This window comes from Streptomyces sp. NPDC050528, assembly GCF_044457795.1.
GTDB lineage: Bacteria > Actinomycetota > Actinomycetes > Streptomycetales > Streptomycetaceae > Streptomyces.
Genome location: NZ_JBITHH010000002.1, coordinates 1 through 25,790 on the forward strand (window position 1 = coordinate 1; position 25,790 = coordinate 25,790).

Below are 25,790 nucleotides of genomic sequence, written 5' to 3' on the forward strand. Positions count from 1 at the left end.
CGTCGTCGCCTTGGTGAGCCATTACCTCACCAACAAGCTGATAGGCCGCGGGCTCATCCTGCACCGCCGGAGCTTTTAACCCCCACACATGAGTGCGGGAGTGTTATCCGGTATTAGACCCCGTTTCCAGGGCTTGTCCCAGAGTGCAGGGCAGATTGCCCACGTGTTACTCACCCGTTCGCCACTAATCCCCACCGAGGTGGTTCATCGTTCGACTTGCATGTGTTAAGCACGCCGCCAGCGTTCGTCCTGAGCCAGGATCAAACTCTCCGTGAATGTTTACCGGTAATCCGGTGCACATACACGAGAGCGGAACAGTCAGGCGGAATAAGCCCGACCGTTCACAGCGTCCTCGCTGTATGTATTTCTTCAAAGGAACCTCGCCCCAACCATCGAAATGATGACCGGAGACGGGGTATCAACATATCTGGCGTTGATTTTTGGCACGCTGTTGAGTTCTCAAGGAACGGACGCTTCCTTTGTACTCACCCTCTCGGGCTTTCCTCCGGGCTTTTCCCTTCGGTCTTGCGTTTCCGACTCTATCAGACCGTTTCCGGTCCCGATTCCCTGTCGGAGGGGATTGTCAAGGGCTTTGGGCTTTCGCCTGTCGGCCTTTCGACATTCACTACGTTAGCCGATCCCCTCGGCAACTCATAATCGAGTTCCGCGAGTTCGAATTCAGGCATGCAGGCACGCCGAATGCGCCCTCAGCGAGGGAGAGTCGTTGGTAGTGGGTTGGCCGCTTCCGGCTGCTGGCGATTGCCGTACCCGGGTCAAGCGGCTCGGGCTACATTACGCACCCTGCCAAGACGCGTCAACTTGGCCGACGTCGCGGCGTATGAGCCCGATATGGGCTAACCGTAGGGTCGTTGGTGATCCAGAACCGCCACGGGTGGACCGCGCCCTCGCCCGACACACCGGTACGGGGACCGTTGCTTACCTGGTGGGAGGGCACGGGTGTACCGGCCAGCATTCGCAAGGGTGTCTCGCCCGTAGTGCACGCGTCCGTGCCGTCCAGGGCTCGGTCCACGTCCAGGGCGGTGGCCAGGCGGGCAGGGCCTTTGGCCAGTTCTTTGTCATTTCGGGCCGAGAGTCGACGTTTGCGGGCCAGCTCGGCGCCCTCGACGATCTCGCCGGCGCGGAGCAGGACCGCCCTCGCCGTGCCCTCCGGGCCGCACACCAGGTTCATGCAGTGCCACATGCCGTAGGTGAAGTAGACGTACACGTACCCGGGCGGACCGAACATCACGCCATTGCGGGCCGTCGGACCGCGATACGCGTGTGAGGCGGGGTCGTTGCCGCCGTCGTAGGCCTCGGTCTCTGTGATGCGCAGGACGATCGGGCCGTCGGGGGTCGTGCGGACGAGGAGGCGGCCCAGGAGGTCGGGGGCGACCTCCAGTACAGGGCGGTCGAAGAACTCTCTGGGGAGTGGCATACGGTCCGGGGGCGCGATCATGGCGCCCGAGCGTAGTCCAGGCCCGCTTGTGCCAAGGGGTGGTCAAGGTTCCGTCCGCTTGCCAGGGTGTGGCGCGGAACCGGGCGCGGTCGGTTCGCGTTTGTAGGGATCAAGGGTCCATACGTAAAGGGAGAGTCAATGGCGTTCAAGAAGCTGCTCGCGAGCCTGGGGGCCGGCGGGGCTTCGGTGGAGACGGTGCTGACCGAGGTCAACGTCGTTCCGGGCGGGGTCGTCCAGGGCGAGGTGCGGATCCAGGGCGGTTCCGTCGCCCAGGAGATCCAGGGGCTCTCGGTCGGGCTGCAGGCCAAGGTCGAGGTCGAGAGCGGTGACCAGGAGTACAAGCAGGACATCGAGTTCACGAAGGTGCGGCTGGGCGGTGCCTTCGAGCTCCAGGCGGGGACCGCGCACAACGTGCCGTTCGGTCTTGAGATCCCCTGGGAGACGCCGATCACGATGATCGACGGTCAGTCGCTGCGCGGGATGCACATCGGGGTGAGCACCGAGCTGGCGATCGCTCGTGCGGTGGACTCCAGTGACCTCGACCCCGTCAACGTGCACCCGCTGCCGGCGCAGAAGGCTCTCCTGGACGCCTTCATCCGGCTCGGCTTCCGGTTCAAGAGCGCGGACATGGAGCGCGGTCACATCCGGGGGACGCGGCAGAAGCTGCCGTTCTACCAGGAGATCGAGTTCCAGCCGCCGTCGCAGTACCGCGGGCTGAACCAGGTCGAGCTGAGCTTCGTGGCCGACGAGAACGCGATGGACGTCATCCTGGAGATGGACAAGAAGCCGGGCCTGTTCAGCGAGGGCAGTGACACCTTCCGGTCCTTCCAGGTGGGTCTGCACGACTTCCAGGGGACGGACTGGGCGGCGTATCTCAACCAGTGGCTGTCCGAGGTCGGCAGCAAGCGGAACTGGTTCTAGGCTCGGTATCCACTGAAGAAACCGATCAGGAGGTACCGAGGTGACCGAGCTCAAGCGGCGGCCGCTCCCCCATGACTTCCACCCGCCCGTCCCGTCGTTCACGGTGACGAGTGCGGACGTCGAGCCGGGGGCGACGCTCAAGGACGCTCAGGTCTACGCGGCCGGCAACACCTCGCCGCAGCTGCGGTGGGAGGGCTTCCCGCCCGAGACCAAGAGCTTCGCCGTGACCTGCTACGACCCGGACGCCCCTACGGGGAGCGGGTTCTGGCACTGGACGGTGTTCGACATCCCGGCCTCGGTGACCGAGCTGCCGGAGGGTGCGGGCAGCGGCAAGTTCGAGGGGCTGCCGGAGGGCGCCGTACAGGTGCGGAACGACTACGGGTCGAAGGACTTCGGGGGCGCCGCGCCGCCGCCCGGGGACGGGTCGCACCGTTATGTGTTCACGGTGTACGCCGTTGACACGGAGAAACTCGGTCCGGACTCGGACGTTTCTCCGGCGGTCGTCGGTTTCAACCTGCGGTTCCACACGCTGGCGCGTGCCCAGCTGATCGGTGAGTACGAGGTTCCCGCCGAAGACTGACGTTCATTGAACGTTTGCCCGCCTCTGGTCTTGGAATTGATCAGGGGCGGGCAGTTTTTATTGCGTTGTCCATCTCGGCGTGCCCGGCCAGAGTTGATCCAAGCCCGCCATGTGGTGGGCCGATTGCACATGGGAGGTGGGCTGGATGCGGGACACGCTGGTGCTGAACGCGAGCTTCGAGCCGCTGTCGACGGTGTCGTTGAATCGAGCCGTCGTTCTGGTGCTGCAGGACAAGGCTGTCGTCGAGCAGGCCCACCCCGAACTGCGCATGCGCGGAGCCGAGGTCGACATACCGGTCCCCCGGGTGATCCGGTTGTGCAGGTATGTGAGGGTGCCGTTCCGAAGACAAGCTCCGTGGTCGAGGCGCGGTGTGCTGGTCCGGGACCGGCACAGGTGCGCGTACTGCGGCAGGCGGGCGACGACGGTGGACCACGTGGTGCCGAGGGCGCAGGGCGGTCAGGACTCCTGGCTGAACACGGTGGCGTCCTGCGCGGAGGACAACCACCGCAAGGCGGCGCGGACTCCGGAGCAGGCGGGGATGCCGTTGCTGCGGCAGCCGTTCGAGCCGACGCCGGCCGACGCGATGCTGTTGGCGCTGGGGACCGAGGACTTCGATGCGCTGCCGGAGTGGCTGGTGCAACCGGCCGCGTAGGGCATGTGAACCGAACTGGGGCCCACCTCCTGCGAGGTGGGCCCCAGTGTCGTGGAACAGGTCTGTCAGTCGTGTCAGTCGATGGACGGCTTTTCGCGGCGTTGGCGGTCCGAATTGCCGCCGGAGTTGCCGGAGTTGCCTCCGTCGTTGCCCGAACCCCCGCCGAACGGGCCCATGTTGCCCATCGCGCCGGAGAGGCCCTTGAGGGCGTCGCCGATCTCGCTGGGGACGATCCAGAGCTTGTTGGCGTCGCCCTCGGCGATCTTCGGGAGCATCTGGAGGTACTGGTAGCTGAGGAGCTTCTGGTCGGCGTCTCCGGCGTGGATCGCCTCGAACACCGTGCGCACGGCCTGGGCTTCACCTTCGGCGCGCAGGGCCGCGGCCTTGGCCTCACCTTCGGCGCGCAGGATCTGGGACTGCTTCTCGCCCTCCGCGGTGAGGATGGCGGCCTGGCGCGTGCCTTCCGCGGTGAGGATCGCGGCGCGCTTGTCACGGTCGGCGCGCATCTGCTTCTCCATCGAGTCCTGGATGGAGGTGGGGGGCTCAATTGCCTTGAGTTCCACGCGGTTTACGCGGATGCCCCACTTGCCCGTCGCCTCGTCGAGGACTCCGCGCAGGGCCGCGTTGATCTCCTCGCGGGAGGTCAGCGTCCGCTCCAGGTCCATGCCACCGATGATGTTGCGGAGCGTGGTGACCGTGAGCTGCTCGATCGCCTGGATGTAGCTGGCCACTTCGTACGTCGCGGCCCGCGCGTCCGTCACCTGGTAGTAGATGACCGTGTCGATGTTGACGACCAGGTTGTCCTGGGTGATCACCGGCTGCGGCGGGAACGGTACGACCTGTTCGCGCAGGTCGATGCGGTTGCGGATCGTGTCGATGAACGGGACGACGATGTTGAGTCCCGCGTTGAGTGTCCGCGTGTAGCGACCGAATCGCTCCACGATCGCGGCACTTGCCTGCGGGATGACCTGGATCGTCTTGATCAAAGCGATGAAGACCAACACCACCAGGATGATCAAGACGATGATGACCGGTTCCATCGTGCTCCCCGTACCCTTCTCCGCCTCGGCGCTTTCGGAAGATCTTATGGTTGTTGAAGATCTTGCTGGTCGAGTCTGACAGACCGTCGAGCAACTCGTGTGCCGTTCGGTTCAGTTGAGTCCTGCGAGGTCAGATGACGATCGCGGTGGCTCCCTCGATCTCCACGACGTCCACCTCCTGGCCCGGTTCATAGGCGCGGTCGGTGTCGAGTGCGCGGGCCGACCAGATCTCTCCGGCCAGCTTGATCCGGCCGCCGCCGGAGCCGTCGACGCGCTCCAGGACGACGGCCTGTTTGCCCTTCAACGCGTCCACTCCTGTGGCGAGTTGGGGGCGCTGGGAGCGGTGCCGGTTCGCGATGGGCCGTACGACCGCGATGAGTGCGACCGAGACGACGGCGAAGACGAGGACCTGGAGGACGAGGTCCCCGCCGATCCCCGCGGTCCCCGCGGCGGCCACCGCGCCGACAGCGAGCATGCCGAACTCCGGCATCGCGGTCACCACGAGAGGGATCCCGAGTGCCACCGCGCCGACGAGCCACCACACCCAACCGCCGATGTCGTTCACATGGTCAATGGTAGGGCTGCGGGTCCCGTCACGGACAGGGCGCATATGTCCCTGCACCCGCTTCTTACAAGGGAGTTCAGGCCATGGGGAGACCGTGTGCGGTCCAGCGGTCGCCGACCTGCTCGACGAGGAGCGGGAGGCCGAAGCACAACGACAGGTTGCGGGCGGTGAGTTCGAGCTCCAGCGGGCCCGCGGCGAGAACCTTGCCCTGACGGATCATCAGGACGTGGGTGAAGCCGGGGGCGATCTCCTCGACGTGGTGCGTGACCATGATCATGGAGGGGGCGATCGGGTCGCGGGCGAGCCGGCCGAGCCGGCGTACGAGGTCCTCGCGGCCGCCGAGGTCGAGGCCGGCGGCGGGCTCGTCGAGGAGGAGCAGCTCGGGGTCGGTCATCAGGGCGCGGGCGATGAGGGTGCGCTTGCGCTCGCCCTCGGAGAGGGTGCCGAAGCGGCGGTCAAGGTAGTCGCTCATGCCGAGGCGGTCGAGGAAGGCGCGGGCGCGCTGCTCGTCGACGTCCTCGTAGTCCTCGTTCCAGCCCGCTGTCATGCCGTAAGCCGCGGTCAGGACGGTCTGGAGGACGGTCTGGCGCTTGGGGAGCTTCTCGGCCATCGCGATGCCGGCGACGCCGATGCGGGGGCGCAGTTCGAAGACGTCGACCTTGCCGAGGGTCTCGCCGAGGATGGTGGCGGTGCCGCTGCTGGGGAACAGGTAGCTGGACGCGACGTTCAGGAGCGTGGTCTTGCCGGCGCCGTTCGGGCCGAGGATGACCCAGCGCTCGCCCTCCTTGACCGACCAGGAGACCTGGTCCACCAGAGCCCGGCCCTCCCGGACCACGGTTACGTCCTCCAGCTCCAGAACATCGCTCATGAGCGCGCTGTCTCCCATTGCATCGTCGGCCTGTCTCGGCTGTCGCGTGCGCCGGTAGGCGCAGCCCTCGAAGAAATCTACGCCACCGGCCGGGCGGTCCATTCCATCGGTCCGGTCCTTAGGCTGGACGCCATGCTTTCGGAACCACGCTCAGGGCGCCTCGCCGCCTGGGGAAATGCCCTGTTGGCCGGACTTGTCTCACCGGACGACGCCGTGCTCGCCATCGTGGGCGAGGACGCCGTGCACCGGGTGGAGGGGTTGCCTGGCGAGTCGGCACCCGTCGGACTCACGCTCGCACTGGGGCGGCTGCGCGCCCTCGGGGTGACCGGACTGCGCGTCGCGCTGCCCACCTCGGGACACCCACTGGGCCTCAGCGGCCCGCCCGCCTTCAACGCCCGCGCCCTCGACGCCGAGGAGGCGGTGATCTGCTACGGCGTCCCGCTCGGCCTCGTTCCCGAGGTCTACGAGGCCGGTCCCGCCGGTGATGTCCATGTCGAGGTCGTGTGGCACTGCCTGCCGGTGCGGGAGGCGCCGCCCGCCGATGTGCCCTCGCTCGGGGAGGCCGAGCGGGAGCTGGCGGAGGCGCTGCGCGATGCGACGGCGGTGTTGTCGCGGCTCGATGTCGCCGGGTCGGGGCCGATCGCCGAGGCGGCCGTCGACGCGTATCGCGCGCGGGCGGAGCGGGGGCGGGAGGTGTTGGCGCCGGGGTATCCGCCTCGGGCGGTGCGGGTGCTGGAGCTGGCGCAGCGGGTGGGGTTGTTGGTGTCCGTGGCGTACGAGAACGGGCCCGGGGGTGCGGTGAGTGCGTCCGAGATGGGGGCGCGGGTGGAGGCGTTGCGGCCGGTGGAGCGGACGGCTCGGCGGGCGCAGGTCGCGGCGTACAACTCCGTTGTGGAGGAGCGGGAGAAGGGGGTGCGGTGAAAGTTCCGTTGCGATGGTTGCCGTGTGTTGGGGTGGGCGTCTTCTGGGGGCTCCGCCCCCAGACCCCCGATCGGCCCTGAAGGGGCCTCGTCCTCAAACGCCGGACGGGCTGAATATTGCGGGCCTGTATGCCAAAAGACCTGTACTCCAAAAAGAGGGGCCCCACGAGTCGTCGTTGACTCGTGGGGCCCCTCTTCAGTGGTGCGGGCGTCAGCCGTTGATGCCCTTGTTGCCGAACGCGGGGTTCAGCAGGCCGATGACGTTGACGCTGTCGCCGACGACGTTGACCGGGACGTGGACCGGGACCTGGACGGCGTTGCCCGAACCGACACCCGGGGACTTCACGGCCGCGCCGTCGGCACCGGCGTCGGCGAAAGCGGCACCGGCGGAGGCGCCGGCTGCGATACCGGCGACGGTGAGGGCCACAGCGGCCTTCTTGGCGATGTTCATGAGAAGCGTTCCTCCTGCGATTGCGTGACCGACCCGGCCGCGGGTCGTGCGCTGATCAACGCGAGGAAACGCGGAAACGGCACGGACATGCGCGTTTGACTGCCCGTTCGGATCATTGGCGCGACAAGCCGACCAAATGACCGGGCGACCTGGTGACGAGCAGACCGGCCGCCCAGGGAGTGCCCTGGACGGCCGGAGGTCACTGTCGCGGAGCGACGTGCGTCAGCTGTTGACGCCGAGGTTGCCGAAGGCGGGGTTCAGGACGCCGATGACGTTCACGCTGTTGCCGACCGCGTTGACCGGGACGTGCACCGGGACCTGGACGACGTTGCCCGAGCCGACGCCGGGCGAACCGGCGGCCTGGCCGTTCGCCAGACCGTCGGCGGAGGCCAGCCCGGCACCGGCGGCCACCAGCCCGCCGGCCACCATCGTCACGGCCGCTGCCTTCTTCAGGTTCTTCACTTCTGAGCCCTCCTAGCGATCACCGCGGCAGGCGCCGCGGCACGCACTGGAGAACGGTGGAGATCCACGAAGGATGCGCCATTCGAGGGACATTCCCACGACGGTATGAATCTCAGCCCGGAACGAGACGCTCCGTGTTGCCGTCACCCCACCCCCGCGACACCGCTCACCTGGTCAGACCGTGGCGTACGGCGAACAGGGCGGCCTGGGTGCGGTCCGCCAGGTCGAGCTTCATCAGGATGTTCGAGACGTGGGTCTTGACCGTCTTCTCGGAGAGCACCAGGGCGCGGGCTATCTCGCGGTTGGAGCGGCCGTCGGCGATCAGGCCGAGCACCTCGCGCTCCCGCTCCGTGAGCGAACCGCCCCTCCCCTGACCCGAGTTGGACTCCTCCTGGGACAACAGGACGCCGGCGACCTCGGGTTGGAGCAGGATGTGGCCCGCGTGCACGGAACGGATGGCGCCGGCCAGGGCGTCCGGGTCCACGTCCTTGTAGACGTAACCGGCGGCGCCCGCGCGCAGGGCCGGGATCACCGTGCGCTGTTCGGTGAAGCTGGTGACGATCAACACGCGCGCGGAGAGGTCGAGTTCGCGGAGTCTGCGCAGCGCGTCGATGCCGTCCATGCCCGGCATCTTGACGTCCATGAGGACGACGTCGGGCTTCAGCTCCTCGGTGCGGGCGACTCCTTCGGCGCCGTCGGCCGCCTCGCCGACGACCTCGATGTCGTCCTGTACTTCCAGGAAGGTGCGCAGGCCCCGGCGGACGACCTGGTGGTCGTCGACGATGAGGACCTTGATCGGGTCAGCCACCGGGGACCTCCATCTCGATCGTGGTGCCCTTTCCGGGCGCCGATTCCACGGTCAGTGTGCCGCCGACGCCGTTGGTCCGGTCCCGCATGGAGACCAGGCCGAGGTGGCGTCCGGCGCGGCGGATCGACTGGGGTTCGAATCCGGTGCCGTCGTCGGTGACCCGGAGGACCGCTCCGCAGCCGTGTCGCTCCAGGGTCACGGCGACGTGGTCCGCGCCGGAGTGCCGCAGCGCGTTGTGCAGGGCCTCCTGGGCGACGCGGAGCATGGCCTCCTCCTGGGCCGCGGGCAGGGCGCGGAAGCCTCGGCCGGTGAAGGTCACGCGTGCGGTGTGGGCGCGGTCGAGGACCTGGATCTGGGTGCGCAGGGTGGCGCTCAGTCCGTCCTCGTCGAGGGCGGCGGGGCGCAACTCGACGACTGCGGCGCGCAGTTCGTCGGCGGCCTCGGCGGCGAGCGCGGCCACCTGCTGGAGTTCGCCCTTGGCGCGGGACGGGTCGCGGTCCACGAGGGTGGCGGCGGCCTGTGCGGTGAGGCGGAGCGAGAACAGCTTCTGGGACACCGCGTCGTGCAGCTCGTGGGCCAGGCGGGAGCGTTCCTCCGCGATGGTCAGCTCGCGGCTGCGTTCGTACAGGCGGGCGTTGGTGAGGGCGATCGCGGCGTGCTGGGCGAGGATCGAGAGCAGCTCCTCGTCCTCCTCGGTGAAGCCGCAACTGCCGTCCCGCTTGGGGCAGTTCTTGTTGGCGAGGAACAGGGCGCCGATGACCTCTTCGTCGTCGCGGATGGGCAGGCCCAGGAAGTCGGACATCTCGGGGTGGGCCGACGGCCAGCCCTCGAAGCGCGGGTCCTTGCGGACGTCGGCCAGGCGCTCGGCCTTCGCCTCGTGCAGCATCGCGGCGAGGATGCCGTGCTGGCGCGGGAGCGGGCCGATGGCCTTCCACTGGGCGTCGCTGACGCCGTCGACCACGAACTGGGCGAAGCCGCCGTGGTCGTCGGGCACGCCGAGGGCGGCGTACTGCGCGTCGAGCAGTTCGCGGGCCGAGGCGACGATCGTCTTGAGGACGTCGCGCACCTCCAGGTGCCTGCTCATGGCCAGCAGCGCGGAACTCACCACCGCGAGGCCGGACCGTGGACCTTGACTCATGTCCTCACGGTACCGGCGGGGTGTGACAGTGCGGATCGGGCTGGTGACGGCCGTCTCCTGGTCCGGTGGACCTAGGGCGAAGGGCCCCGGTGGATGCGGCCCGGGGCCGACGCGGCGGGGACGGTCCCGTTCCTACGTTGGGGGCACGCCGATGGAGGCGTAGTGGACGAGGGGACGTGTGTGTCATGTCGGTAGCGATCATCACGGGGGCGTCCAAGGGGCTGGGACGGGCACTCGCCGAGGCCCTGGCCGCGCGGGGCTGGGACCTGGTGCTCGACGCCAGGACCGAGGGGGTGCTCACAGAAGCCGCGGTGGCCGTCGCCGCGTACGGCACGCGCGTGGAGGCCGTTCCCGGGGATGTCACGGACGCCGCGCACCGGGCCGAGCTGGTGGCCGCGGCCGGGAAACTGGGCGGCGTCGACCTGCTCGTCAGCAACGCGAGCGCGCTGGGCGCCGAACCGCTCGTACGGCTCGACGAGCTGACCCTGGACGGGCTGCGGCGGGCGCTGGAGGTGAACGTGGTGGCCGCCCTGGGTCTGGCCCAGGAGGCGCTGCCCCTGCTGCGGACCTCGCGGGCGGGCACGGTGATCGCGGTCAGCTCGGACGCGGCGGCCGAGGCGTACGAGACGTGGGGCGGCTACGGGGCGTCCAAGGCGGCCCTCGACCATCTCGCGGCCGTACTCGCCGCCGAGGAGCCCGGGCTGCGGGTGTGGGCGGTCGACCCCGGCGACATGGGCACGGACCTGTACGCGGCGGCCGTACCGGACGACGACGATCCGAGGCCGTCGCCGACTTCCGTGGTGCCGGCCTTCCTACGACTGCTGGACGAGCGCCCCGCGAGCGGTCGCTACGGTGCCCCGGCCCTCCTGGAGAAGCGATGACCGTGGCCCTGCGGGTCCCGGAGGAGCTGTCCGCGCGCGTGCCGGTCGAACAGCGCGGGCCCGGGCTCGACCGGGACGGCGTACGACTGCTCGTGTCGCGGGGTACCGAGGTGTCGCATCACGCGTTCGTAGAGCTGCCTCGGCTGCTGCGGGCCGGGGATCTGCTGGTCGTGAACACGTCGCCGACGCTCGCCGCGGCGGTGGACGGATGGATCGGGCACGCACGCGTGGTGGTGCACTTCTCCACCCGGGGCGATGACGGACGGTGGGCGGTCGAACTGCGCGAGCCGGACGGAAACGGCACCACGCGCGCGCGTACGGGCGGCCCGGCCAATGCGGAGGTGCGGCTGCCCGGAAACATGCGGCTGGTCCTGGAGGAGCCGCTGAGCGGGCGGGGTGAGCGGTTGTGGTGGGGGCGGGTGTCGGACCCGGGAGCACCGGAGCCTGGGGCGGCGAGGCCTGAAGCCTCAGAGGCGACCGTGCCCGGGACGAGTGCCGCGGAGCCGGAAGTGCTGGGCCCGGACGAAGTGCTGGCGGCGCGGGTGCCTGGGGTGGAGACGTCAGGCATCGGAACGCCTGGGCCTGGAGGGCAGGCGTCGAGCGCGCCCTCGGGGCGAGGAGCGACTGAGCCTGCCGTACCCGAGACGAACGGCGCCGAGCCAGAAATGGCGGGCCCGGACGATGTACCGAAGGCGCGGGTGCCCAGGGCGAAGTCGCCGGACATTGCGACGCCCAAGGCCGGAGGGCCGGCGTCGAGCGCGCCCGCAGGGCGAGGAGCAACTGGGCCTGCCGTACCCGAGACGAACGGCGCCGAGCCAGAAATGGCGGGCCCAGGCGACACCCCGGGCGCACGCCTGCCCAAGGCCGAGTCGCCCGGCGTCGGGACGCCCAGGCCCGGAGGTTCGGCGGCGAGTGTGGCCGCGCTGCTTCGGGAGTACGGGCGGCCCATTCGTTACTCCTATACGGAGCGGGATCAGCCGTTGGACGTCTATCAGACGGTGTTCTCGTTGCCGTCGGAGGACGGGAGCGGTAGTGCGGAGATGCCCAGTGCTGCTCGGCCCTTCACCGCGCGGCTGGTGGCGGAGCTGGTGAGTCGGGGGGTGCAGTTCGCGCCGATCACCCTGCATACCGGGGTGGCGTCGGCCGAGGCGCACGAGCCGCCGTATCCGGAGCGGTTCGCGGTGTCGGAGGCGTCGGCCCGGTTGATCAATGCCGTCCGAGCCGGGGACGGGCGGGTGATCGCGGTCGGGACCACCGCCGTGCGGGCCGTCGAGTCCGCCGCCGGGGACGACGGGGTCGTACGCGCGCGTGCGGGGTGGACGGATCTCGTCGTGACGCCGGAGCGGGGTGTGCGGGTGGTGGACGGGCTGCTGACGGGGCTGCACGAGCCGGAGGCCTCGCATCTGCTGATGCTGGAGGCGGTCGCGGGGCGGGCCGCCGTAGGCCGCAGTTATGAGGAGGCGTTGCGCGGGCTCTACCTGTGGCACGAGTTCGGGGACGTGCACCTCATCCTCCCGGAGGAGGACCCTCACGCGGCGCGTTGCTCTCGCAACTGCGGGTGAGGTCGAAGGGTCGCCGGTGTGAGCCCGCACATAGGGCGCAGATCACGTACTAGCGGACATAGGAGATATAGACGCCCCGCTTGAGCGGGACAGACGGCCCCGTCTGTCCCGTTTTGCCCTGGACCGATCAACTACCCGGGATCGTACGTCACACCTTTGCCACAGGTTTTTGCGGCCGCTAAGAATTGCAGCCGTCGCTCAGCGCCGCGGATCTCCTCCGCGGCGTTTGTGCCGGAAGCACCCGCGTCCCCGCCGGACGGTGAGCGACCTCCGCGCAATTCGAAGAGGTCCATCCGCCATGCCCAAGAACTCGAACACTCCTGGTCATAGTCGCCTGACCAAGCTGAACAAGCTGACGAAGCAGCACAGGATCGCGCTCGCCGGTGTCGCCACGCTCGGCGCCGCCGCCCTCGCCTTCTCCGTGGCGCCGGGCGATGCGGGGACGACCACGAGCGACGCCGCGACCTCGACGAAGATCGCGTACAGCTCGGAGCCCATCAAGGGCGTCAAGGCCAGCGTCACCGACCAGCTCGCCGGCGCCAGCGTGAAGACCGAGGCGATCCAGGCGAAGGCCGACGCCAAGGCGAAGGCCGCGAAGGCCAAGGCGGACGCCGCCGCGAAGAAGAAGGCCGCCGCCGAAGCCGCCGCCAAGAAGAAGGCGGAGGCCGCGCGCAAGGCCAAGAAGGCCGCGAGCCGCTCCACCGAGCGCGTCAAGATCCAGCCCGTCGCCGCGACGACCTACGCCAACAACCTCAACGGCTGGATCAACCACGCCCTGGCGATCATGAAGGCGAAGGGCATCCCGGGCTCGTACAACGGCCTGTACAAGAACATCATGCGGGAGTCTTCGGGCAACCCCAGCGCCGTCAACGGCTGGGACGTCAACGCGGTCAACGGCACCCCGTCGATCGGTCTGCTCCAGGTGATCCAGCCGACGTTCAACGCGTACCACGTGTCCGGTACCTCGACGAACATCTACGACCCGGTCGCCAACATCACCGCCGCCGCCAACTACGCGGCCGACCGCTACGGCTCGATCGACAACGTCAACAGCGCGTACTGAGACGCGTACCGAGGCCTCTCCGGCGGACCTCTTGGTCTCGGTATCGACGCCGAAGGGCGGCACCCCCTATCCCATCACGGGCAGGGGCGCCGCCCTTCGGCGTCTGCTTTTCAAACTCGCGCGAGTTTGATTTCCGGACTCACTTCCTCATGACCTCGGGCTCGTGGCGGCGCAGGAAGCGGGCCACGAAGAAGCCGCAGATCACGCCGAGGGCGATCAGGGCGGCCATGTCCATGCCCCAGGCGCCCACGGTGTGTTCCCAGAGCGGGTCGACGGCGTCGCCCGGCTTGGGCGGGCTGATCTTGTTGAAGTCCAGCGTGGCGCCCGCGGCGCCGACCGCCCAGCGCGAGGGCATCAGGTACGAGAACTGGTTGACGCCGACCGCGCCGTTCAGGGTGAACAGGCAGCCGGTGAACACGACTTGGATGATCGCGAACATGACCAGCAGCGGCATGGTCTTCTCGGCCGTCTTCACCAGCGCGGAGATGATCAGGCCGAACATCATCGCGGTGAAGCCGAGACCCATGATCGGGATGCAGAGTTCGAACATGGTCTGGCTGCCGAGGACCAGGCCCTGCTTCGGGATCTCGCGGCTGGCGAAGCCGATGACACCGACCATCAGGCCCTGCAGCGCGGTGATCACACCGAGCACGAACACCTTGGACATCAGGTACGCGGAGCGGGAGAGGCCGGTGGCGCGCTCCCGTTCGTAGATGACCCGTTCCTTGATGAGCTCACGGACGGAGTTGGCCGCGCCGGCGAAGCAGGCGCCGACCGCGAGGATCAGCAGGACCGTGGTGGCCGTGCCGTTCGGGATTCTGGTGCCGTTCGCCCGGGCCGGGTTGGGCAGCAGGCTGTTGCCCGAGTCGATGAGCAGGCTCACCGCGCCGAGGACGGCCGGCAGGATCACCATCAGGGCCAGGAAGCCCTTGTCGGAGGCGATCACCGCGACATAGCGGCGCACCAGCGTGACGAACTGGGACATCCAGCCCTGCGGCTTCGGCGGCTTCATCGCCTGCATCGGCGGCATCTGTACGGACTGTGGTGCGATCGCGTCGATGTCCGCGGCGTACATCTGGTAGTGCTGCGAGCCCTTCCAGCGGCCCGCCCAGTCGTAGTCGCGGTAGTTCTCGAAGGCGGAGAAGACGTCGGCCCAGGTGTCGTAGCCGAAGAAGTTCAGTGCCTCCTCGGGCGGGCCGAAGTAAGCGACGGAGCCGCCCGGTGCCATCACCAACAGCTTGTCGCAGATCGCCAGTTCGGCCACGGAGTGGGTGACGACGAGGACCGTGCGGCCGTCGTCGGCGAGGCCGCGCAGCAGCTGCATGACATCGCGGTCCATGCCCGGGTCGAGGCCCGAGGTGGGCTCGTCCAGGAAGATCAGCGAGGGCTTGGTGAGGAGCTCCAGGGCCACCGAGACGCGCTTGCGCTGGCCGCCGGAGAGAGAGGTGATCTTCTTCTCTTTGTGGATGTCGAGCTTCAGCTCGCGCAGCACCTCGTCGATACGGGCCTCGCGCTCGGCGCCGGTGGTGTCGGCGGGGAAGCGCAGCTTGGCCGCGTACTTGAGGGCCTTCTTGACGGTCAGTTCCTTGTGCAGGATGTCGTCCTGCGGGACCAGACCGATGCGCTGGCGCAGCTCGGCGAACTGCTTGTACAGGTTGCGGTTGTCGTAGAGGACGTCGCCCTGGTTGGCGGGCCGGTAGCCGGTGAGCGCCTTGAGCAGGGTCGACTTGCCGGAGCCCGACGGGCCGATGACCGCGATCAGCGACTTCTCCGGTACGCCGAAGGAGACGTCCTTGAGGATCTGCTTGCCGCCGTCGACCGTGACCGTCAAGTGCCGTGCGGAGAAGGAGACTTCACCGGTGTCGACGAACTCTTCGAGCCGGTCCCCGACCAGCCGGAACGTGGAGTGGCCGACGCCGACGATGTCGTTCGGGCCGAGCAGCGCGGAGCCGCCCTTGGTGATCGGCTGACCGTTGACGTACGTGCCGTTGTGCGAGCCCAGGTCACGGATCTCGAAGCGGCCGTCGGGCGTCGCGTGGAACTCGGCGTGGTGGCGCGAGACTTGGAGGTCGGAGACCACCAACTCGTTCTCCAGCGCACGGCCGATGCGCATCACGCGGCCCAGCGAGAACTGGTGGAACGTGGTCGGGCTGCGGTCGCCGTAGACCGACGGCGCCCCCGCGCCGACGCCGGATCCCTGCTGCGGCGGAATGTTCGCGGCGGCCGGTGCCGGCGGCTGATAACGCTGCTGCTCAGGCGTCTGCGCCGGGGCCTGCTGAGCGGGTGCCTGCTGTGCCCAGCCGGGGCCCGCGCCCTGTGCCGCGTACGGCTGTTGCTGCGGCTGGGCCTTCTGAGTCGCCACGGCGGCCGCGGCGCCGGACAGGCTCAGGCACGGGCCGTCGTTCGCGTTGCCCAGGTACACGGACGAGCCCGGGCCGATCTCCATCTGATGGATGCGCTGGCCCTGCACGAACGTGCCGTTGGTGCTGCCGTGGTCGTCGATCACCCAACTCCGGCCGCCCCAGCTGATCGTGGCGTGCCGCCAGGAGACCCTGGCGTCGTCGACCACGATGTCCCCCTGCGGATCACGTCCGAGGGTGTAGGTCCTGGACGCGTCGAGCGTCCAGGTCCGTCCATTCAATTCCAGTACGAGTTCCGGCACTCCATGCCCCACTGAGTAGTCCCCCGAGTTACCCCCATCACAGGGAGTCTAGGGATGGCGAACATCGTCGGGAACTATTTCAGGCTGCACCCCCTGACCGAAAGTCGGACCCTGTGAAGACCACGTCCGCACGCTTCCGCCGGTTCCGTTGACGGGGTTGAAACCGACCCGGAGAGTGGTAATCCACGCGAGGGGGACATGCGCGGTGTCCGTCCCGTGCCGCGGATCGGGGGGTCTGCCATGAGCTCAGCGACGAGTGTCAGGACGGCGAACTACGACACAAGGGTGCCCTGGACCGACGTCCTGCTGTCCGCGATCGCGGCGGTGAGCTGGGCGTTGATAGGCATGGCGGGCACGGCCGCGCTCGGCCTGCACCTGCTGGGCGCCGACGCGACGGGCTCGCTCGGCCCGATGACCGCGGCGGTGGTGGCCCTCGGCGCGGGCGGCTCGGTCACCCCGACCGGCGACGTCTCCGCCTTCGGCCTGACCGGCGCCCAGGCGACCACAGCCGTCACGATCACCCCACTGGGCGTGAGCCTGGTGGGCGCCCTCCTGCTGTCGTACTTCTTCCTACGGTCCTTGCGGGCGGCCGGAGTTGTGATCGCACCGGCCGAACTCATCGCGCGCGCGGGCTCGGTGATCGCGCTCTTCGTGGCGATGCTGGGTGGGTTGGCGTGGGCGGGCCATGACGTCATCACCATCGACGGAAGCAAGTTGGGCCTGGACAAGCTGACCGGTGGCGGCGGAGGGAAGGGCGGCGGGGTGAGCATCCCCGGCCTCGGCGACATCGGTGACATCGGCGGGTTGCTCCCGGGCAAGATCAGCGACCTGGTCAAGGCGAAGGCGGCGGTGGGCTTCACGGTCGACACGGCGGCGACGCTGCTGGGCGGCCTGGGCTGGTCGGCGGGCATCCTGCTGATCGCCTTGCTGGCCTCGCGCCGAACTCCTTTGCCGCGCGGTTGGGAGGCGGTCCACCGCGTCGTACGCCCGGCCGCGTCCGCGCTCGTCACGGTGCTGCTGGTCGCGGTGGCGGCGGGGCTCGCGGCGGCGGCATACGCGGCGATCGGCGACGACCACCCGAAACGCATCGCGGGCGCGGCGTTGCTCGGCGCCCCCAACGGGGTCTGGCTCGGCATCCCGATCGGCCTCTTCGTCCCCTGGGACGGCAAGGCGACGGGCGAACTCTCGAAACTCCTCCCCCACCCCCTGGACCAACTCCTGAGCGCGAAGTCCGACCAGCCGGTGACGCTGGGGCGACTGGCCGAACTGGACGGTCGGGTGTGGTTGTTGGGGGTTGCCGCGGCGCTGATGATGCTGCTGGCGGGGGTGTTGACGGCGGTACGGACTCCGGTGGGGGTGGGGGCGGGGGGTGCCGGTGGTCGCGGGAACGCTCTCGGTTTCGCCGGGCGGTGTGCGCTGCGCCTGGGGGTCGCCACCGCGCTGACCTTGCCGTTGCTGGCGTGGCTGACGGATGTGTCGGTGGACGCGTCCCTGTCGGTCCTGGGGTTCGACGCGTTCGGCGCGGGGATCAAGTTGCACGGGCATCTGGGCATGGCGTTGGTGCTGGGTGCGGTGTGGGGTGCGGGGGCGGGAGGTGTCGGGGGGCTGCTCGCGTACGCGACCGGGGCGGCGGGGCGGCAGGCTTCGCGACTGGCACGGGGTGACTTGGGGAAGGGGGTTCCGGGGTCGGACTCGGGGTCCGGCTCGGATGCTTGGGCGCCGAGGCAGCCCGGTTATCCGGAACATGCGCAGCCTGCGGGCGGCACGGGACACACGGGGCACCCGGAAGCCGCCGGGGACCCGGGGCCCTACGTGCCGAGTTCGCCCTACCGCGCACCGAACCCCGCGACCAACCCGTATCTCCAACTGCCCGATGAGCTACGGCAACCGGAGGACGGCAGGCGGCAACCGCGTGGCGGAGACTGGGCTGGTGGGGAACGGTCGGGGCAGGGGCGTGGGCCGGGTGGCGCAGGTCCAGGAGGCGGGGCTCAGGCCCGTGGACCGGGGTGGCCGCCGGACACGGGCTCGCCTCAGGAGGGTGCGTGGCCGCCGGGTGCGCGGTCGCCGCAGGAAGGTGGTCGGCCGCCCGGCGGAGGATCGCGGTCCTCCGGTACCCCTCAACCGCCGGGAAACGCGGGGCAGTTCGGGCCCGGCCCGACACCCGGAGCCGTAGGGCCGGGCGGAGTTCCTCCGTATCCCGGGAGCTCGCGGCCGCCCGGAGTCGTACCGCCGGACGACGGCACGCGTCCCTACGACGAGCCGCAGTCGCCCGGTACCCCTTCGCCGCCCGCCGACCTGTACGGCGCTCCGACCATGGCCCAGCCCTACGAGCCGCCGGCCCGGGCGCCTCGGCGGCGGCCGGGGTCGCGTTCGCGGGACTGGCCGGAGGGCGACTCCGACGACGGGCAGCAACCGCCCCCGCCTCCGCCCCCGCCGCCTCCGGGGAGGCCCAAGGGGCGCCGGTGATCCACGCCCGCTTCGGCTTCGGCTTCAGGTGAGTCGTCTTCGGCGCTCAGCGAACGTGCCCGGCACCGGATGAACCGTCGTCGGTGCACGGCGACCATGTCCCGCACCGGATGCGGATGAGCCGTGGGCGGCGCCGGGCAGCGGGCGGGTCGTGGCGGGTCCATGGGCCGGCGGCCCCGATCGTCCGCGGCCCGCATCACCCAACGGCCCGACACAGCGCGCCCCACCCATCCGGACGTATCCCCCGCAACCGGCGCTGTACCGATCGCCCCTCCCCCGATGCCCGGCCCGCTCCTGATCGGCACCGCGCCCCGCCGCGATCACCTCACCGTGTCTCCTGACCGCGTCTCAACCGACTCACGACCGTCCACGGCCCACTCCTGACCACCGCCCGGTCCCTCCGTGATCGCTCCGTAAGATTCGCGCCACCGAGCCGACACCCACTGTTCCGTGTCCGCTGGGCGGACCTCTGCGGCACAAGGCACTCCGTGCCGGATACGGTGGGGGCACCATGAGCGCTTCGCAGACCTCTGACGTCCCCACTCTCCTCGTCAAGATCTTCGGCAAGGACAGGCCGGGCATCACGGCCGGACTCTTCGACACCCTCGCCGCCTACTCCGTCGACGTGGTCGACATCGAACAGGTCGTCACGCGTGGCCGAATGGTGCTGTGCGCACTCGTGACCCCGCCGCCCGCCGGGCTCGAAGGGGATCTGCGGGCCACCGTGCACAGCTGGGCCGAGTCGATGAAGATGCAGGCGGAGATCATCTCCGGCCTCGGCGACAACCGGCCGCGTGGGCTGGGGCGTTCGCTCGTGACCGTGCTCGGTCACCCCCTCACCGCGGAGTCCACCGCCGCGATCGCCGCCCGCATCACCAAGGCCGGCGGCAACATCGACCGTATCTTCCGGCTCGCCAAGTACCCCGTGACAGCGGTCGAGTTCGCGGTGTCCGGCGTGGAGACCGAGCCCCTGCGCACCGCCCTCGTCACGCACGCGGCGACGTTCGGCGTCGACATCGCCGTCGTGGCGGCGGGGCTGCACCGGCGGGCCCAGCGGCTGGTCGTCATGGACGTCGACTCCACGCTCATCCAGGACGAGGTCATCGAGCTCTTCGCCGCGCACGCCGGCTGCGAGGACGAGGTCGCCGAGGTCACCGCCGCCGCGATGCGCGGGGAACTGGACTTCGAACAGTCGCTGCACGCGCGCGTGGCGCTGTTGGCAGGGCTGGACGCCTCGGTCGTCGACAAGGTGCGCAGCGAGGTGCGCCTGACGCCGGGCGCCCGCACCCTCATCCGTACGCTCAAGCGGCTCGGCTACCAAGTCGGCGTCGTATCGGGCGGGTTCACCCAGGTCACCGACGACCTCAAGGACCGGCTCGGGCTCGACTTCGCCCAGGCCAACACCCTGGAGATCGTCGACGGCAAGCTGACCGGCAAGGTCACCGGCGAGATCGTCGACCGCGCGGGCAAGGCCCGGCTGCTGCGCCGCTTCGCCGCCGAGGCGGGCGTACCGCTCGCGCAGACCGTGGCGATCGGCGACGGCGCCAACGACCTGGACATGCTCAACGCGGCCGGTCTCGGTGTCGCCTTCAACGCGAAGCCGGTCGTACGGCAGGCCGCGCACACCGCGGTGAACGTGCCGTTCCTCGACACCGTGCTGTATCTGCTGGGCGTCACCCGCGAAGAGGTCGAGGCCGCGGACACGCACGACGAGGACTGATCCCGGACCAGGGGGCTTGCCCCGGACCAGGGGACTTGCCTCGGGCCTACGTCACCTTCAGGGGCCCGGCACCACGCGGTGCCGGGCCCCTTGTCGTGCGCACGGTCAGTCCCCCTGCTCCGGCGCTCCGGATGCTCCGGCTTCCTCGGGCTTACTCCGACGGCGCCCAGTAGTCGTCCAGCGTGGCCACACCCGGCTCCAGCGATTTCCAGGAACCGGTGAAGGACAGCACGGCGAACCCGGCGGCCGCGAACCCGCGCTGCTTCAGCCACTCACGGGCCTCGCTGTTGCCCGCACCGGTGTCCGCGCCGGGGAGGATCTCCGCCAAGCCCTGCACGCTCGGGTTGTGGCCGACCAGGATCACGTTCCGCGCGTCGTCCGGCGTCTCGTTCAGCACCGCGATCAGCTCGCCGGGAGAGGCTTCGTAGAGGCGCTCCTCGTAGACGGTTTTCGGCCGGTGCGCGAGTTCGTGGACGGCGAGCTTCCAGGTCTCGCGGGTCCGGACCGCGGTGGAGCAGAGGGCCAGATCGAAGGGGATGCCGGTGTCGGCCAGTCTGCTTCCGGCGGTGGCCGCGTCGAGGCGGCCCCGCTCAGCGAGCGGCCGCTCGTGATCGGTCACCTGGGGCCAGTCGGCTTTCGCATGCCGGAAGAGGACAATCCTGCGGGGTTCTGCGACGCTCATGGGATCCAGCTTCGCATGAAACAGGCCATGGGGCGCAGGGAGTTGACGGGGCGGGCGCGCGAGTGCTCCCCGGGTGCTCAGCGGGCTATGAGCTGCTGAACGCGCTCGAACAAATGGGTGATCATCGGGTCCGAGCCCGCCGCTTGCGCGTCCGTCGGGTTCAGCATCATCACGAGCAGCACGATGAACGCGAGCGCCGGCAGGGCGAGGGCCCACCACGGCAGCCTGATGTCGACGCCGCCCGTGGTCGCCGGGTGGGGCGGGGTGTGCGTAGGGGCCGACATGGATGCCTCCGCTGGTCTCCGAGTGGTCCGCGATCCGCTTCTCGCGGTCGCACCATCGAAGTTACGGAAGTTCCGGCCCCCAACCCATCCGGAGATCCACCCACTTGACCCTGACCCTCACCCCCTAGGGGATGGTGGGGACAACCCCACCATCGGCCCGCGGAGGCACGTTCAGAGGCGCACGGTCACGGCGACGCGATCGTCGCGATGATGGCGATGACGATGAAGATGGCGAAGAACGAGCCGAAGACGATGAGCATCTTCCGCTGGCCGTTCTGGGGGTTCGGATCGAGCACTGGCATACGGCAAGTCTCGCACCCGCCGACCGTGCCGGGTCCGCCGGGTCCGGCTCAGCGGGCCGCCTCGTCCTCCACCGTACGGTTGCGGCCCGCGAGGACGCCGACGGCCATCTGCGGGATCATCAGGCCGGCCATGAGGGCGATCGGCAGTCCCCAGCCGCCGCTGTGCTGGTAGAGCACGCCGACCAGGAGCGGCCCCGGGATGGAGATCAGATACCCGGTGCTCTGCGCGAAGGCCGACAACTGGGCGACGCCCGCACCGGTCCTGGCCCGCATCCCGACCATCGTCAGGGCCAGCGGGAAGGAGCAGTTGGCGATGCCGAGCAGTACCGCCCAGGCCCAGGCACCGCCGGCCGGCGCGAGGTACAGGCCCGCGTATCCGGCGAGGCCGCAGACGCCGAGGGCGATGACGATCGGGCCCTGGCGGGGCAGCCGGGTTGCCATGCGCGGGATGACGAAGGCCAGCGGCACGCCCATCACCATCGTGACGGCGAGGAGCAGTCCCGCGGTGCCCGCGGAGACCCCCGCGTCCCGGAAGATCTGCGCCATCCACCCCATCGTGATGTAGGCGGCGGTGGCCTGGAGCCCGAAGAACACGGCGAGCGCCCAGGCGGTACGGCTGCGGGTGATCCGCAGCACCGGCCGCGCCCGCTCGGCCTCCCGCGCGCGGGAGCCCTGATCCCCGGCTGCCTCCGGTTCTGACGACGCCTCCCGGTGTCGTACGAGAGCGATCCACGGGAGTACGGCCGCGCCGGCCAGCCCTGCCCACACGGCGAGGCCGGAGCGCCAACTGCCGCCCAGGGCATCGGTCATGGGGACGGTGATCGCTGCGGCGGCAGCGGTACCGAGGGCCAGGGCCATCGAGTACAGGCCGGTCATCGAGCCGACCCGGTCCGGGAACCAGCGCTTGACGATGACCGGCATCAGGACGTTGCTGACCGCGATGCCCATGAGGGCGAGCGCGCTGCCGACCAGGAAGCCGGCCGTACCGCCGATGTAGGGCCGTATGAGCAGGCCCGCGGTGATGAGGACCATGCCCGCGCAGACCACCGCGACCGGGCCGAAGCGGCGGGCGAGGCGTGGGGCCATGACGCCGAAGAGGGCGAAGCACAGCGGGGGGACGGAGGTGAGCAGGCCGGCGACGCTGCCGCTCATGCCGAGTCCGTCGCGTACCTCTTCGAGGAGGGCGCCGAGGCTGGTGATGGCGGGGCGGAGGTTCAGGGCGGCCAGCACGATGCCGACGACGAACAGACGCGTCGTCCACGCACGCGTGGAGGCTTTGTCGGTCCGCTTCCCGGTCGGCGCCGTGGCGTCGCTCGCAACGGAGCCGGTGATGTTCGTCGTGGACTTCAGTGTCCGTGTTTCCTCGCTTGCCATGCTGCCCATCATAGAATCATGGGATGATTGGTTGTCCATCCCCGGGTGGCCCGCTCCCGCCCCGCACATGCGAAGGTGTGCCATGCCCCTGAGCCATCCCCGTCGTTCGGCGCTCTCCGAGCAGGTCATCGCCGCGCTGCGGAACCAGATCACCTCGGGCGAGTGGCCGGTCGGCTCCCGGATCCCGACCGAGCCGGAGCTCGTCGAGCAGCTCGGAGTGGCCCGCAACACGGTCCGCGAGGCCGTCCGCGCCCTCGCGCACAACGGCCTGCTGGACATCCGCCAGGGCTCCGGCACGTACGTCGTGGCGACGAGCGAGCTGGCCGGCGTGATGCACCGCCGCTTCGCGGACGCCGACCCCCGGCACATCGCCGAACTGCGCTCCACCCTGGAGTCGGCGGCGGCGCAGCTGGCGGCCGAGCGGCGCACCGAGAAGGACCTCAAGCAGCTGGACGCCCTCCTCGTACGACGTGAGGAGGCCTGGGAGTCGGGCGACACGGAGGCCTTCGTGACGGCCGACGCGACCCTGCACATGGCCGTGGTGGCGGCCTCCCACAACGACGTCATGACGGCGATGTACGCCGACCTGGGCGAGGTGCTGCGGGAGTGGCTGCGCGCGGACGTCGGCGAGGAGCTGACTCCGGAGACGTACATGGACCACACGCGCCTCGTGGACGCGATCCGCGCGGGTGACGGGCAGGCGGCCGCGGTGGAGGCCGCCGGCTATCCGTTCATGTGCCGCCCGGGGAGGCTCAGCTCGCCCGCTTCTGGTGACTGACCCACACCGCGCGGACGTCCTCCCAGCAGCGGCCGGTGAGCCGTACGGTCTGCGCCGGTCCTGCGTCGGTCGCGATGCCGTCGCTGTCGATGTCCCACCAGCGGTCGCACTCGATGTGCAGGCTGACGCGGTCCGTGCGCGGGTACGGGTTGTGGCAGTACGCGATCACGTGCGAGCCGTGGACGGCGGTACGGCAGGCGGCGCCGAACAGCTGGGGTGCGGCCGGTTTTCGTGCCTCCACGCGTGCGTGGGGCATCGCCTCGTACGCCAGGGAGATGACGAGCGCTACGGCGACGGTCACTGAGGCCAGGCTGCGGGACAGGCGCACAAGGGAAACCTCCTCGGCAGTGCTGGGGAGGGAATCGCGTGGTGAACGCGTAATCCAGAGTGCGCGGTTGTGCCCTGGCCCCGCCCGGCCGGAGGGGCCGAACGGGTGACGCCCCGCTCCCCGCGCGGTGCGGGAAACGGGGCGTCGACGCCGTAGGAGAGGCCGGGCCGGGAGGTCAGGCTCCGATGGCGTGCAGGCCGCCGTCGACGTGGACGATCTCGCCGGTGGTCTTCGGGAACCAGTCGCTCAGGAGGGCGACGATGGCCTTGCCGGCCGGCTCCGGGTCGTTGAGGTCCCACTCCAGGGGGGAGCGGTTGTCCCACACGGAGGCCAGCTCGCTGAAGCCCGGGATGGACTTGGCGGCCATCGAGCCGAGCGGGCCCGCCGACACGAGGTTGCAGCGGATGTTCTGCTTGCCCAGGTCGCGGGCGAGGTAGCGGCTGGTGGCCTCCAGGGCGGCCTTGGCCGGGCCCATCCAGTCGTACTGCGGCCACGCGAAGGACGCGTCGAAGGTGAGGCCGACGACCGAGCCGCCGTTCTGCATCAGCGGCAGGCAGGCCATGGTCAGCGACTTCAGGGAGAACGCCGAGACGTGCATCGCCGTGGCGACGGACTCGAACGGCGTGTTCAGGAAGTTGCCGCCGAGCGCGTCCGCCGGCGCGAACCCGATGGAGTGCACGACACCGTCCAGGCCGCCCAGCTCCTCGCCCACGACGTCGGCGAGGCGCGCCAGGTGCTCGTCGTTGGTGACGTCGAGCTCGATGACCTTGGTGGGCTTGGGGAGCTTCTTGGCGATGCGCTCGGTCAGCGTGGGCCGCGGGAACGCGGTCAGGATGATCTCGGCGCCCTGCTCCTGGGCCTGCTTGGCGGCGTGGAAGGCGATGGAGGACTCCAGCAGCACACCGGAGATCAGGACGCGCTTGCCCTCAAGAATTCCGCTCATGGTGATCAGTGACCCATTCCCAGTCCGCCGTCAACGGGAATGACGGCTCCAGTGATGTACGAGGCGTCGTCCGAGGCGAGGAACCGCACCGTCGCGGCGACCTCCTCGGGCTGCGCGTAACGGCCGAGCGGCACCTGCTTCACGATGCCCTCGCGCTGCTCGTCGGTGAGCACCTTGGTCATGTCGGTGTCGACGAAGCCGGGCGCGACGACGTTGAAGGTGATGTTGCGCGAGCCCAGCTCACGGGCGAGGGAGCGCGCGAAGCCGACCAGCGCGGCCTTGGAAGCGGCGTAGTTCGCCTGGCCGGGGCCGCCCATCAGGCCGACGACCGACGAGATCAGGATGACGCGGCCCTTCTTGGCGCGCAGCATGGCGCGGTTGGCGCGCTTGACGACGCGGAAGGTGCCGGTGAGGTTCGTGTCGATGACCGAGGTGAAATCCTCCTCGGACATGCGCATCAGGAGCTGGTCCTTGGTGACGCCGGCGTTGGCGATCAGGACCTCGACCGGGCCGTGCGTGGCCTCGATCTCCTTGTAGGCCTGCTCCACCTGCTCGGTGTCGGTGATGTCGCACTTCACGGCCAGGAAGCCGGCCGGCGGCTCACCCGAGCGGTACGTGATGGCGACCTTGTCGCCGGCGTCGGCGAACGCACGGGCGATGGCGAGGCCGATGCCCCGGTTGCCTCCGGTGACGAGAACCGAGCGGCTCAACGGATCACCCTTTCGATAGCGGTCCTGCACGCCTGCCCGGTACACCTGGTTGACAGGCGGCTTTATCGAAAACCTATCGGTCCGCTCCGTCCGGCGGACAATCGGGCACCGACAGTGGCTTACGGGACTCCCTGTCGGGTCCCTACAGAAACGGCCGACGGGCCGCGGAAACGT

26 protein-coding genes, 1 rRNA gene and 1 pseudogene are annotated in these 25,790 nt (G+C 69.6%); 11 read left to right on the forward strand and 17 right to left on the reverse strand.

The window, feature by feature from the left end; translation table 11 throughout:
- Together ACIBK4_RS07310 and ACIBK4_RS07315 are read right to left on the reverse strand one after the other, a co-directional pair.
- A 16S ribosomal RNA gene (locus tag ACIBK4_RS07310) occupies positions 1-276 on the reverse strand; the annotation flags it as partial.
- A 538-nt stretch (positions 277-814) separates the two neighbouring features.
- Positions 815-1,456 carry a DNA-3-methyladenine glycosylase gene (locus ACIBK4_RS07315; protein ID WP_398993007.1) on the reverse strand — a complete coding sequence of 214 codons (642 nt, stop codon included), beginning with the start codon at positions 1,454-1,456 and terminating at the stop codon, positions 815-817.
- 138 nt (positions 1,457-1,594) lie between these two features.
- On the opposite strand from ACIBK4_RS07315, the gene ACIBK4_RS07320 reads away from it, so the two are divergent.
- The 3 genes from ACIBK4_RS07320 (at position 1,595) to ACIBK4_RS07330 (ending at position 3,609) form a co-directional block, all read left to right on the forward strand.
- Complete coding sequence (locus tag ACIBK4_RS07320; protein WP_398993009.1) at positions 1,595-2,377, forward strand: sporulation protein; 783 nt, start codon at positions 1,595-1,597, stop codon at positions 2,375-2,377.
- 40 nt (positions 2,378-2,417) lie between these two features.
- Positions 2,418-2,957, forward strand: a complete 540-nt coding sequence (locus ACIBK4_RS07325; RefSeq protein WP_398993011.1) for a YbhB/YbcL family Raf kinase inhibitor-like protein — start codon at positions 2,418-2,420, stop codon at positions 2,955-2,957.
- A 145-nt stretch (positions 2,958-3,102) separates the two neighbouring features.
- Complete coding sequence (locus ACIBK4_RS07330) at positions 3,103-3,609, forward strand: HNH endonuclease (protein ID WP_384296521.1); 507 nt, start codon at positions 3,103-3,105, stop codon at positions 3,607-3,609.
- A gap of 74 nt (positions 3,610-3,683) precedes the next feature.
- On the opposite strand, the gene ACIBK4_RS07335 is transcribed toward ACIBK4_RS07330, so the two are convergent.
- From ACIBK4_RS07335 to ACIBK4_RS07345, 3 genes are all read right to left on the reverse strand, one after another.
- On the reverse strand, positions 3,684-4,649 hold the full coding sequence (locus ACIBK4_RS07335) for an SPFH domain-containing protein (protein WP_033286429.1): 966 nt from the start codon (positions 4,647-4,649) through the stop codon (positions 3,684-3,686).
- Positions 4,650-4,779: 130 nt separating this feature from the next.
- The gene (locus ACIBK4_RS07340) at positions 4,780-5,214 is read right to left on the reverse strand and encodes an NfeD family protein (protein ID WP_398993014.1); all 435 of its coding nucleotides are present in this window, start codon (positions 5,212-5,214) and stop codon (positions 4,780-4,782) included.
- Between the two features lie 76 nt (positions 5,215-5,290).
- On the reverse strand, positions 5,291-6,082 hold the full coding sequence (locus tag ACIBK4_RS07345; RefSeq protein WP_317774173.1) for an ABC transporter ATP-binding protein: 792 nt from the start codon (positions 6,080-6,082) through the stop codon (positions 5,291-5,293).
- A 132-nt stretch (positions 6,083-6,214) separates the two neighbouring features.
- Between ACIBK4_RS07345 and ACIBK4_RS07350 the strand changes: the two genes are divergently transcribed.
- Positions 6,215-7,003, forward strand: coding sequence for a hypothetical protein (locus ACIBK4_RS07350; protein WP_366432018.1), 789 nt, complete (start codon positions 6,215-6,217; stop codon positions 7,001-7,003).
- A 210-nt stretch (positions 7,004-7,213) separates the two neighbouring features.
- Here the strand turns inward: ACIBK4_RS07350 and ACIBK4_RS07355 are convergent, their stop codons facing one another.
- From ACIBK4_RS07355 to ACIBK4_RS07370, 4 genes are all read right to left on the reverse strand, one after another.
- Positions 7,214-7,453, reverse strand: coding sequence for a chaplin family protein (locus ACIBK4_RS07355; protein WP_266767278.1), 240 nt, complete (start codon positions 7,451-7,453; stop codon positions 7,214-7,216).
- Positions 7,454-7,675: 222 nt separating this feature from the next.
- Positions 7,676-7,915 carry a chaplin gene (locus ACIBK4_RS07360; protein ID WP_366432020.1) on the reverse strand — a complete coding sequence of 80 codons (240 nt, stop codon included), beginning with the start codon at positions 7,913-7,915 and terminating at the stop codon, positions 7,676-7,678.
- Between the two features lie 166 nt (positions 7,916-8,081).
- A complete protein-coding gene (locus ACIBK4_RS07365; protein ID WP_398993018.1) occupies positions 8,082-8,723 on the reverse strand; it encodes a response regulator in 642 nt (213 codons plus the stop codon).
- The gene (locus ACIBK4_RS07370; protein ID WP_398993020.1) at positions 8,716-9,861 is read right to left on the reverse strand and encodes a GAF domain-containing sensor histidine kinase; all 1,146 of its coding nucleotides are present in this window, start codon (positions 9,859-9,861) and stop codon (positions 8,716-8,718) included. Before ACIBK4_RS07370 ends, ACIBK4_RS07365 begins: the two co-directional genes overlap by 8 nt.
- A 185-nt stretch (positions 9,862-10,046) precedes the next feature.
- Here ACIBK4_RS07370 and ACIBK4_RS07375 point away from each other — a divergent pair, with 185 nt between their 5' ends.
- From ACIBK4_RS07375 to ACIBK4_RS07390, 4 genes and pseudogenes are all read left to right on the forward strand, one after another.
- Positions 10,047-10,742, forward strand: a complete 696-nt coding sequence (locus tag ACIBK4_RS07375; protein WP_398993022.1) for an SDR family NAD(P)-dependent oxidoreductase — start codon at positions 10,047-10,049, stop codon at positions 10,740-10,742.
- A pseudogene (locus ACIBK4_RS07380) lies at positions 10,739-10,969 on the forward strand (S-adenosylmethionine:tRNA ribosyltransferase-isomerase); the annotation flags it as partial. The gene ACIBK4_RS07375 and the pseudogene ACIBK4_RS07380, both read left to right, overlap by 4 nt.
- A 324-nt stretch (positions 10,970-11,293) precedes the next feature.
- Positions 11,294-12,304: an S-adenosylmethionine:tRNA ribosyltransferase-isomerase gene (locus ACIBK4_RS07385; RefSeq protein WP_398994357.1), complete on the forward strand. Its 1,011-nt coding sequence runs from the start codon at positions 11,294-11,296 to the stop codon at positions 12,302-12,304.
- Between the two features lie 298 nt (positions 12,305-12,602).
- Positions 12,603-13,367 (forward strand): transglycosylase SLT domain-containing protein, encoded by a 765-nt coding sequence (locus ACIBK4_RS07390; RefSeq protein ID WP_398993024.1) that lies wholly within the window; start codon positions 12,603-12,605, stop codon positions 13,365-13,367.
- 139 nt (positions 13,368-13,506) lie between these two features.
- On the opposite strand, the gene ACIBK4_RS07395 is transcribed toward ACIBK4_RS07390, so the two are convergent.
- Positions 13,507-16,029, reverse strand: coding sequence for an FHA domain-containing protein (locus ACIBK4_RS07395; protein ID WP_398993026.1), 2,523 nt, complete (start codon positions 16,027-16,029; stop codon positions 13,507-13,509).
- 240 nt (positions 16,030-16,269) lie between these two features.
- Here ACIBK4_RS07395 and ACIBK4_RS07400 point away from each other — a divergent pair, with 240 nt between their 5' ends.
- Positions 16,270-18,495: a streptophobe family protein gene (locus ACIBK4_RS07400; RefSeq protein ID WP_398993028.1), complete on the forward strand. Its 2,226-nt coding sequence runs from the start codon at positions 16,270-16,272 to the stop codon at positions 18,493-18,495.
- Positions 18,496-19,006: 511 nt separating this feature from the next.
- Positions 19,007-20,215, forward strand: a complete 1,209-nt coding sequence (gene serB, locus ACIBK4_RS07405; protein ID WP_398993030.1) for a phosphoserine phosphatase SerB — start codon at positions 19,007-19,009, stop codon at positions 20,213-20,215.
- A 151-nt stretch (positions 20,216-20,366) separates the two neighbouring features.
- Here serB and ACIBK4_RS07410 read toward each other — a convergent pair whose 3' ends face one another.
- The 4 genes from ACIBK4_RS07410 to ACIBK4_RS07425 form a co-directional block, all read right to left on the reverse strand.
- Complete coding sequence (locus ACIBK4_RS07410) at positions 20,367-20,897, reverse strand: SixA phosphatase family protein (protein WP_398993032.1); 531 nt, start codon at positions 20,895-20,897, stop codon at positions 20,367-20,369.
- A 77-nt stretch (positions 20,898-20,974) separates the two neighbouring features.
- Entirely contained in the window at positions 20,975-21,181 is a 207-nt protein-coding gene (locus ACIBK4_RS07415) for a hypothetical protein (protein WP_398993034.1), read from the reverse strand.
- 185 nt (positions 21,182-21,366) lie between these two features.
- Positions 21,367-21,483: an SGM_5486 family transporter-associated protein gene (locus tag ACIBK4_RS07420; protein WP_019060691.1), complete on the reverse strand. Its 117-nt coding sequence runs from the start codon at positions 21,481-21,483 to the stop codon at positions 21,367-21,369.
- A 48-nt stretch (positions 21,484-21,531) separates the two neighbouring features.
- Positions 21,532-22,857: a CynX/NimT family MFS transporter gene (locus ACIBK4_RS07425; protein ID WP_398993036.1), complete on the reverse strand. Its 1,326-nt coding sequence runs from the start codon at positions 22,855-22,857 to the stop codon at positions 21,532-21,534.
- An 82-nt stretch (positions 22,858-22,939) separates the two neighbouring features.
- Here ACIBK4_RS07425 and ACIBK4_RS07430 point away from each other — a divergent pair, with 82 nt between their 5' ends.
- Positions 22,940-23,635 (forward strand): FadR/GntR family transcriptional regulator, encoded by a 696-nt coding sequence (locus ACIBK4_RS07430; RefSeq protein ID WP_398993038.1) that lies wholly within the window; start codon positions 22,940-22,942, stop codon positions 23,633-23,635.
- On the opposite strand, the gene ACIBK4_RS07435 is transcribed toward ACIBK4_RS07430, so the two are convergent.
- The 3 genes from ACIBK4_RS07435 to fabG all read right to left on the reverse strand — a co-directional run bounded on the left by ACIBK4_RS07435 (position 23,610) and on the right by fabG (position 25,616).
- Entirely contained in the window at positions 23,610-23,963 is a 354-nt protein-coding gene (locus ACIBK4_RS07435; protein ID WP_398993041.1) for a hypothetical protein, read from the reverse strand. The genes ACIBK4_RS07430 and ACIBK4_RS07435 overlap by 26 nt on opposite strands.
- 175 nt (positions 23,964-24,138) lie before the next feature.
- Complete coding sequence (fabI, locus tag ACIBK4_RS07440) at positions 24,139-24,906, reverse strand: enoyl-ACP reductase FabI (RefSeq protein ID WP_093625150.1); 768 nt, start codon at positions 24,904-24,906, stop codon at positions 24,139-24,141.
- A gap of 5 nt (positions 24,907-24,911) precedes the next feature.
- Entirely contained in the window at positions 24,912-25,616 is a 705-nt protein-coding gene (fabG, locus tag ACIBK4_RS07445) for a 3-oxoacyl-[acyl-carrier-protein] reductase (RefSeq protein ID WP_033286434.1), read from the reverse strand.
- Positions 25,617-25,790 lie beyond the last annotated feature (174 nt).

Excerpts from the sequence above, each read along its gene's own strand:
- ACIBK4_RS07370 (WP_398993020.1), bottom strand. The coding sequence starts at position 9,861 with ATGAGTCAAGGTCCACGGTCCGGCCTCGCGGTGGTGAGTTCCGCGCTG.
- ACIBK4_RS07315 (WP_398993007.1), bottom strand. The coding sequence starts at position 1,456 with ATGATCGCGCCCCCGGACCGTATGCCACTCCCCAGAGAGTTCTTCGAC.
- ACIBK4_RS07335 (WP_033286429.1), bottom strand. The coding sequence starts at position 4,649 with ATGGAACCGGTCATCATCGTCTTGATCATCCTGGTGGTGTTGGTCTTC.
- ACIBK4_RS07345 (WP_317774173.1), bottom strand. The coding sequence starts at position 6,082 with ATGAGCGATGTTCTGGAGCTGGAGGACGTAACCGTGGTCCGGGAGGGC.
- ACIBK4_RS07400 (WP_398993028.1), top strand. The coding sequence starts at position 16,270 with ATGAGCTCAGCGACGAGTGTCAGGACGGCGAACTACGACACAAGGGTG.
- ACIBK4_RS07375 (WP_398993022.1), top strand. The coding sequence starts at position 10,047 with ATGTCGGTAGCGATCATCACGGGGGCGTCCAAGGGGCTGGGACGGGCA.
- ACIBK4_RS07425 (WP_398993036.1), bottom strand. The coding sequence starts at position 22,857 with ATGGCAAGCGAGGAAACACGGACACTGAAGTCCACGACGAACATCACC.
- ACIBK4_RS07430 (WP_398993038.1), top strand. The coding sequence starts at position 22,940 with ATGCCCCTGAGCCATCCCCGTCGTTCGGCGCTCTCCGAGCAGGTCATC.
- ACIBK4_RS07415 (WP_398993034.1), bottom strand. The coding sequence starts at position 21,181 with ATGTCGGCCCCTACGCACACCCCGCCCCACCCGGCGACCACGGGCGGC.
- serB (WP_398993030.1), top strand. The coding sequence starts at position 19,007 with ATGAGCGCTTCGCAGACCTCTGACGTCCCCACTCTCCTCGTCAAGATC.
- ACIBK4_RS07330 (WP_384296521.1), top strand. The coding sequence starts at position 3,103 with ATGCGGGACACGCTGGTGCTGAACGCGAGCTTCGAGCCGCTGTCGACG.
- fabI (WP_093625150.1), bottom strand. The coding sequence starts at position 24,906 with ATGAGCGGAATTCTTGAGGGCAAGCGCGTCCTGATCTCCGGTGTGCTG.
- ACIBK4_RS07390 (WP_398993024.1), top strand. The coding sequence starts at position 12,603 with ATGCCCAAGAACTCGAACACTCCTGGTCATAGTCGCCTGACCAAGCTG.
- ACIBK4_RS07410 (WP_398993032.1), bottom strand. The coding sequence starts at position 20,897 with ATGAGCGTCGCAGAACCCCGCAGGATTGTCCTCTTCCGGCATGCGAAA.
- ACIBK4_RS07350 (WP_366432018.1), top strand. The coding sequence starts at position 6,215 with ATGCTTTCGGAACCACGCTCAGGGCGCCTCGCCGCCTGGGGAAATGCC.
- ACIBK4_RS07320 (WP_398993009.1), top strand. The coding sequence starts at position 1,595 with ATGGCGTTCAAGAAGCTGCTCGCGAGCCTGGGGGCCGGCGGGGCTTCG.
- ACIBK4_RS07420 (WP_019060691.1), bottom strand. The coding sequence starts at position 21,483 with ATGCCAGTGCTCGATCCGAACCCCCAGAACGGCCAGCGGAAGATGCTC.
- ACIBK4_RS07355 (WP_266767278.1), bottom strand. The coding sequence starts at position 7,453 with ATGAACATCGCCAAGAAGGCCGCTGTGGCCCTCACCGTCGCCGGTATC.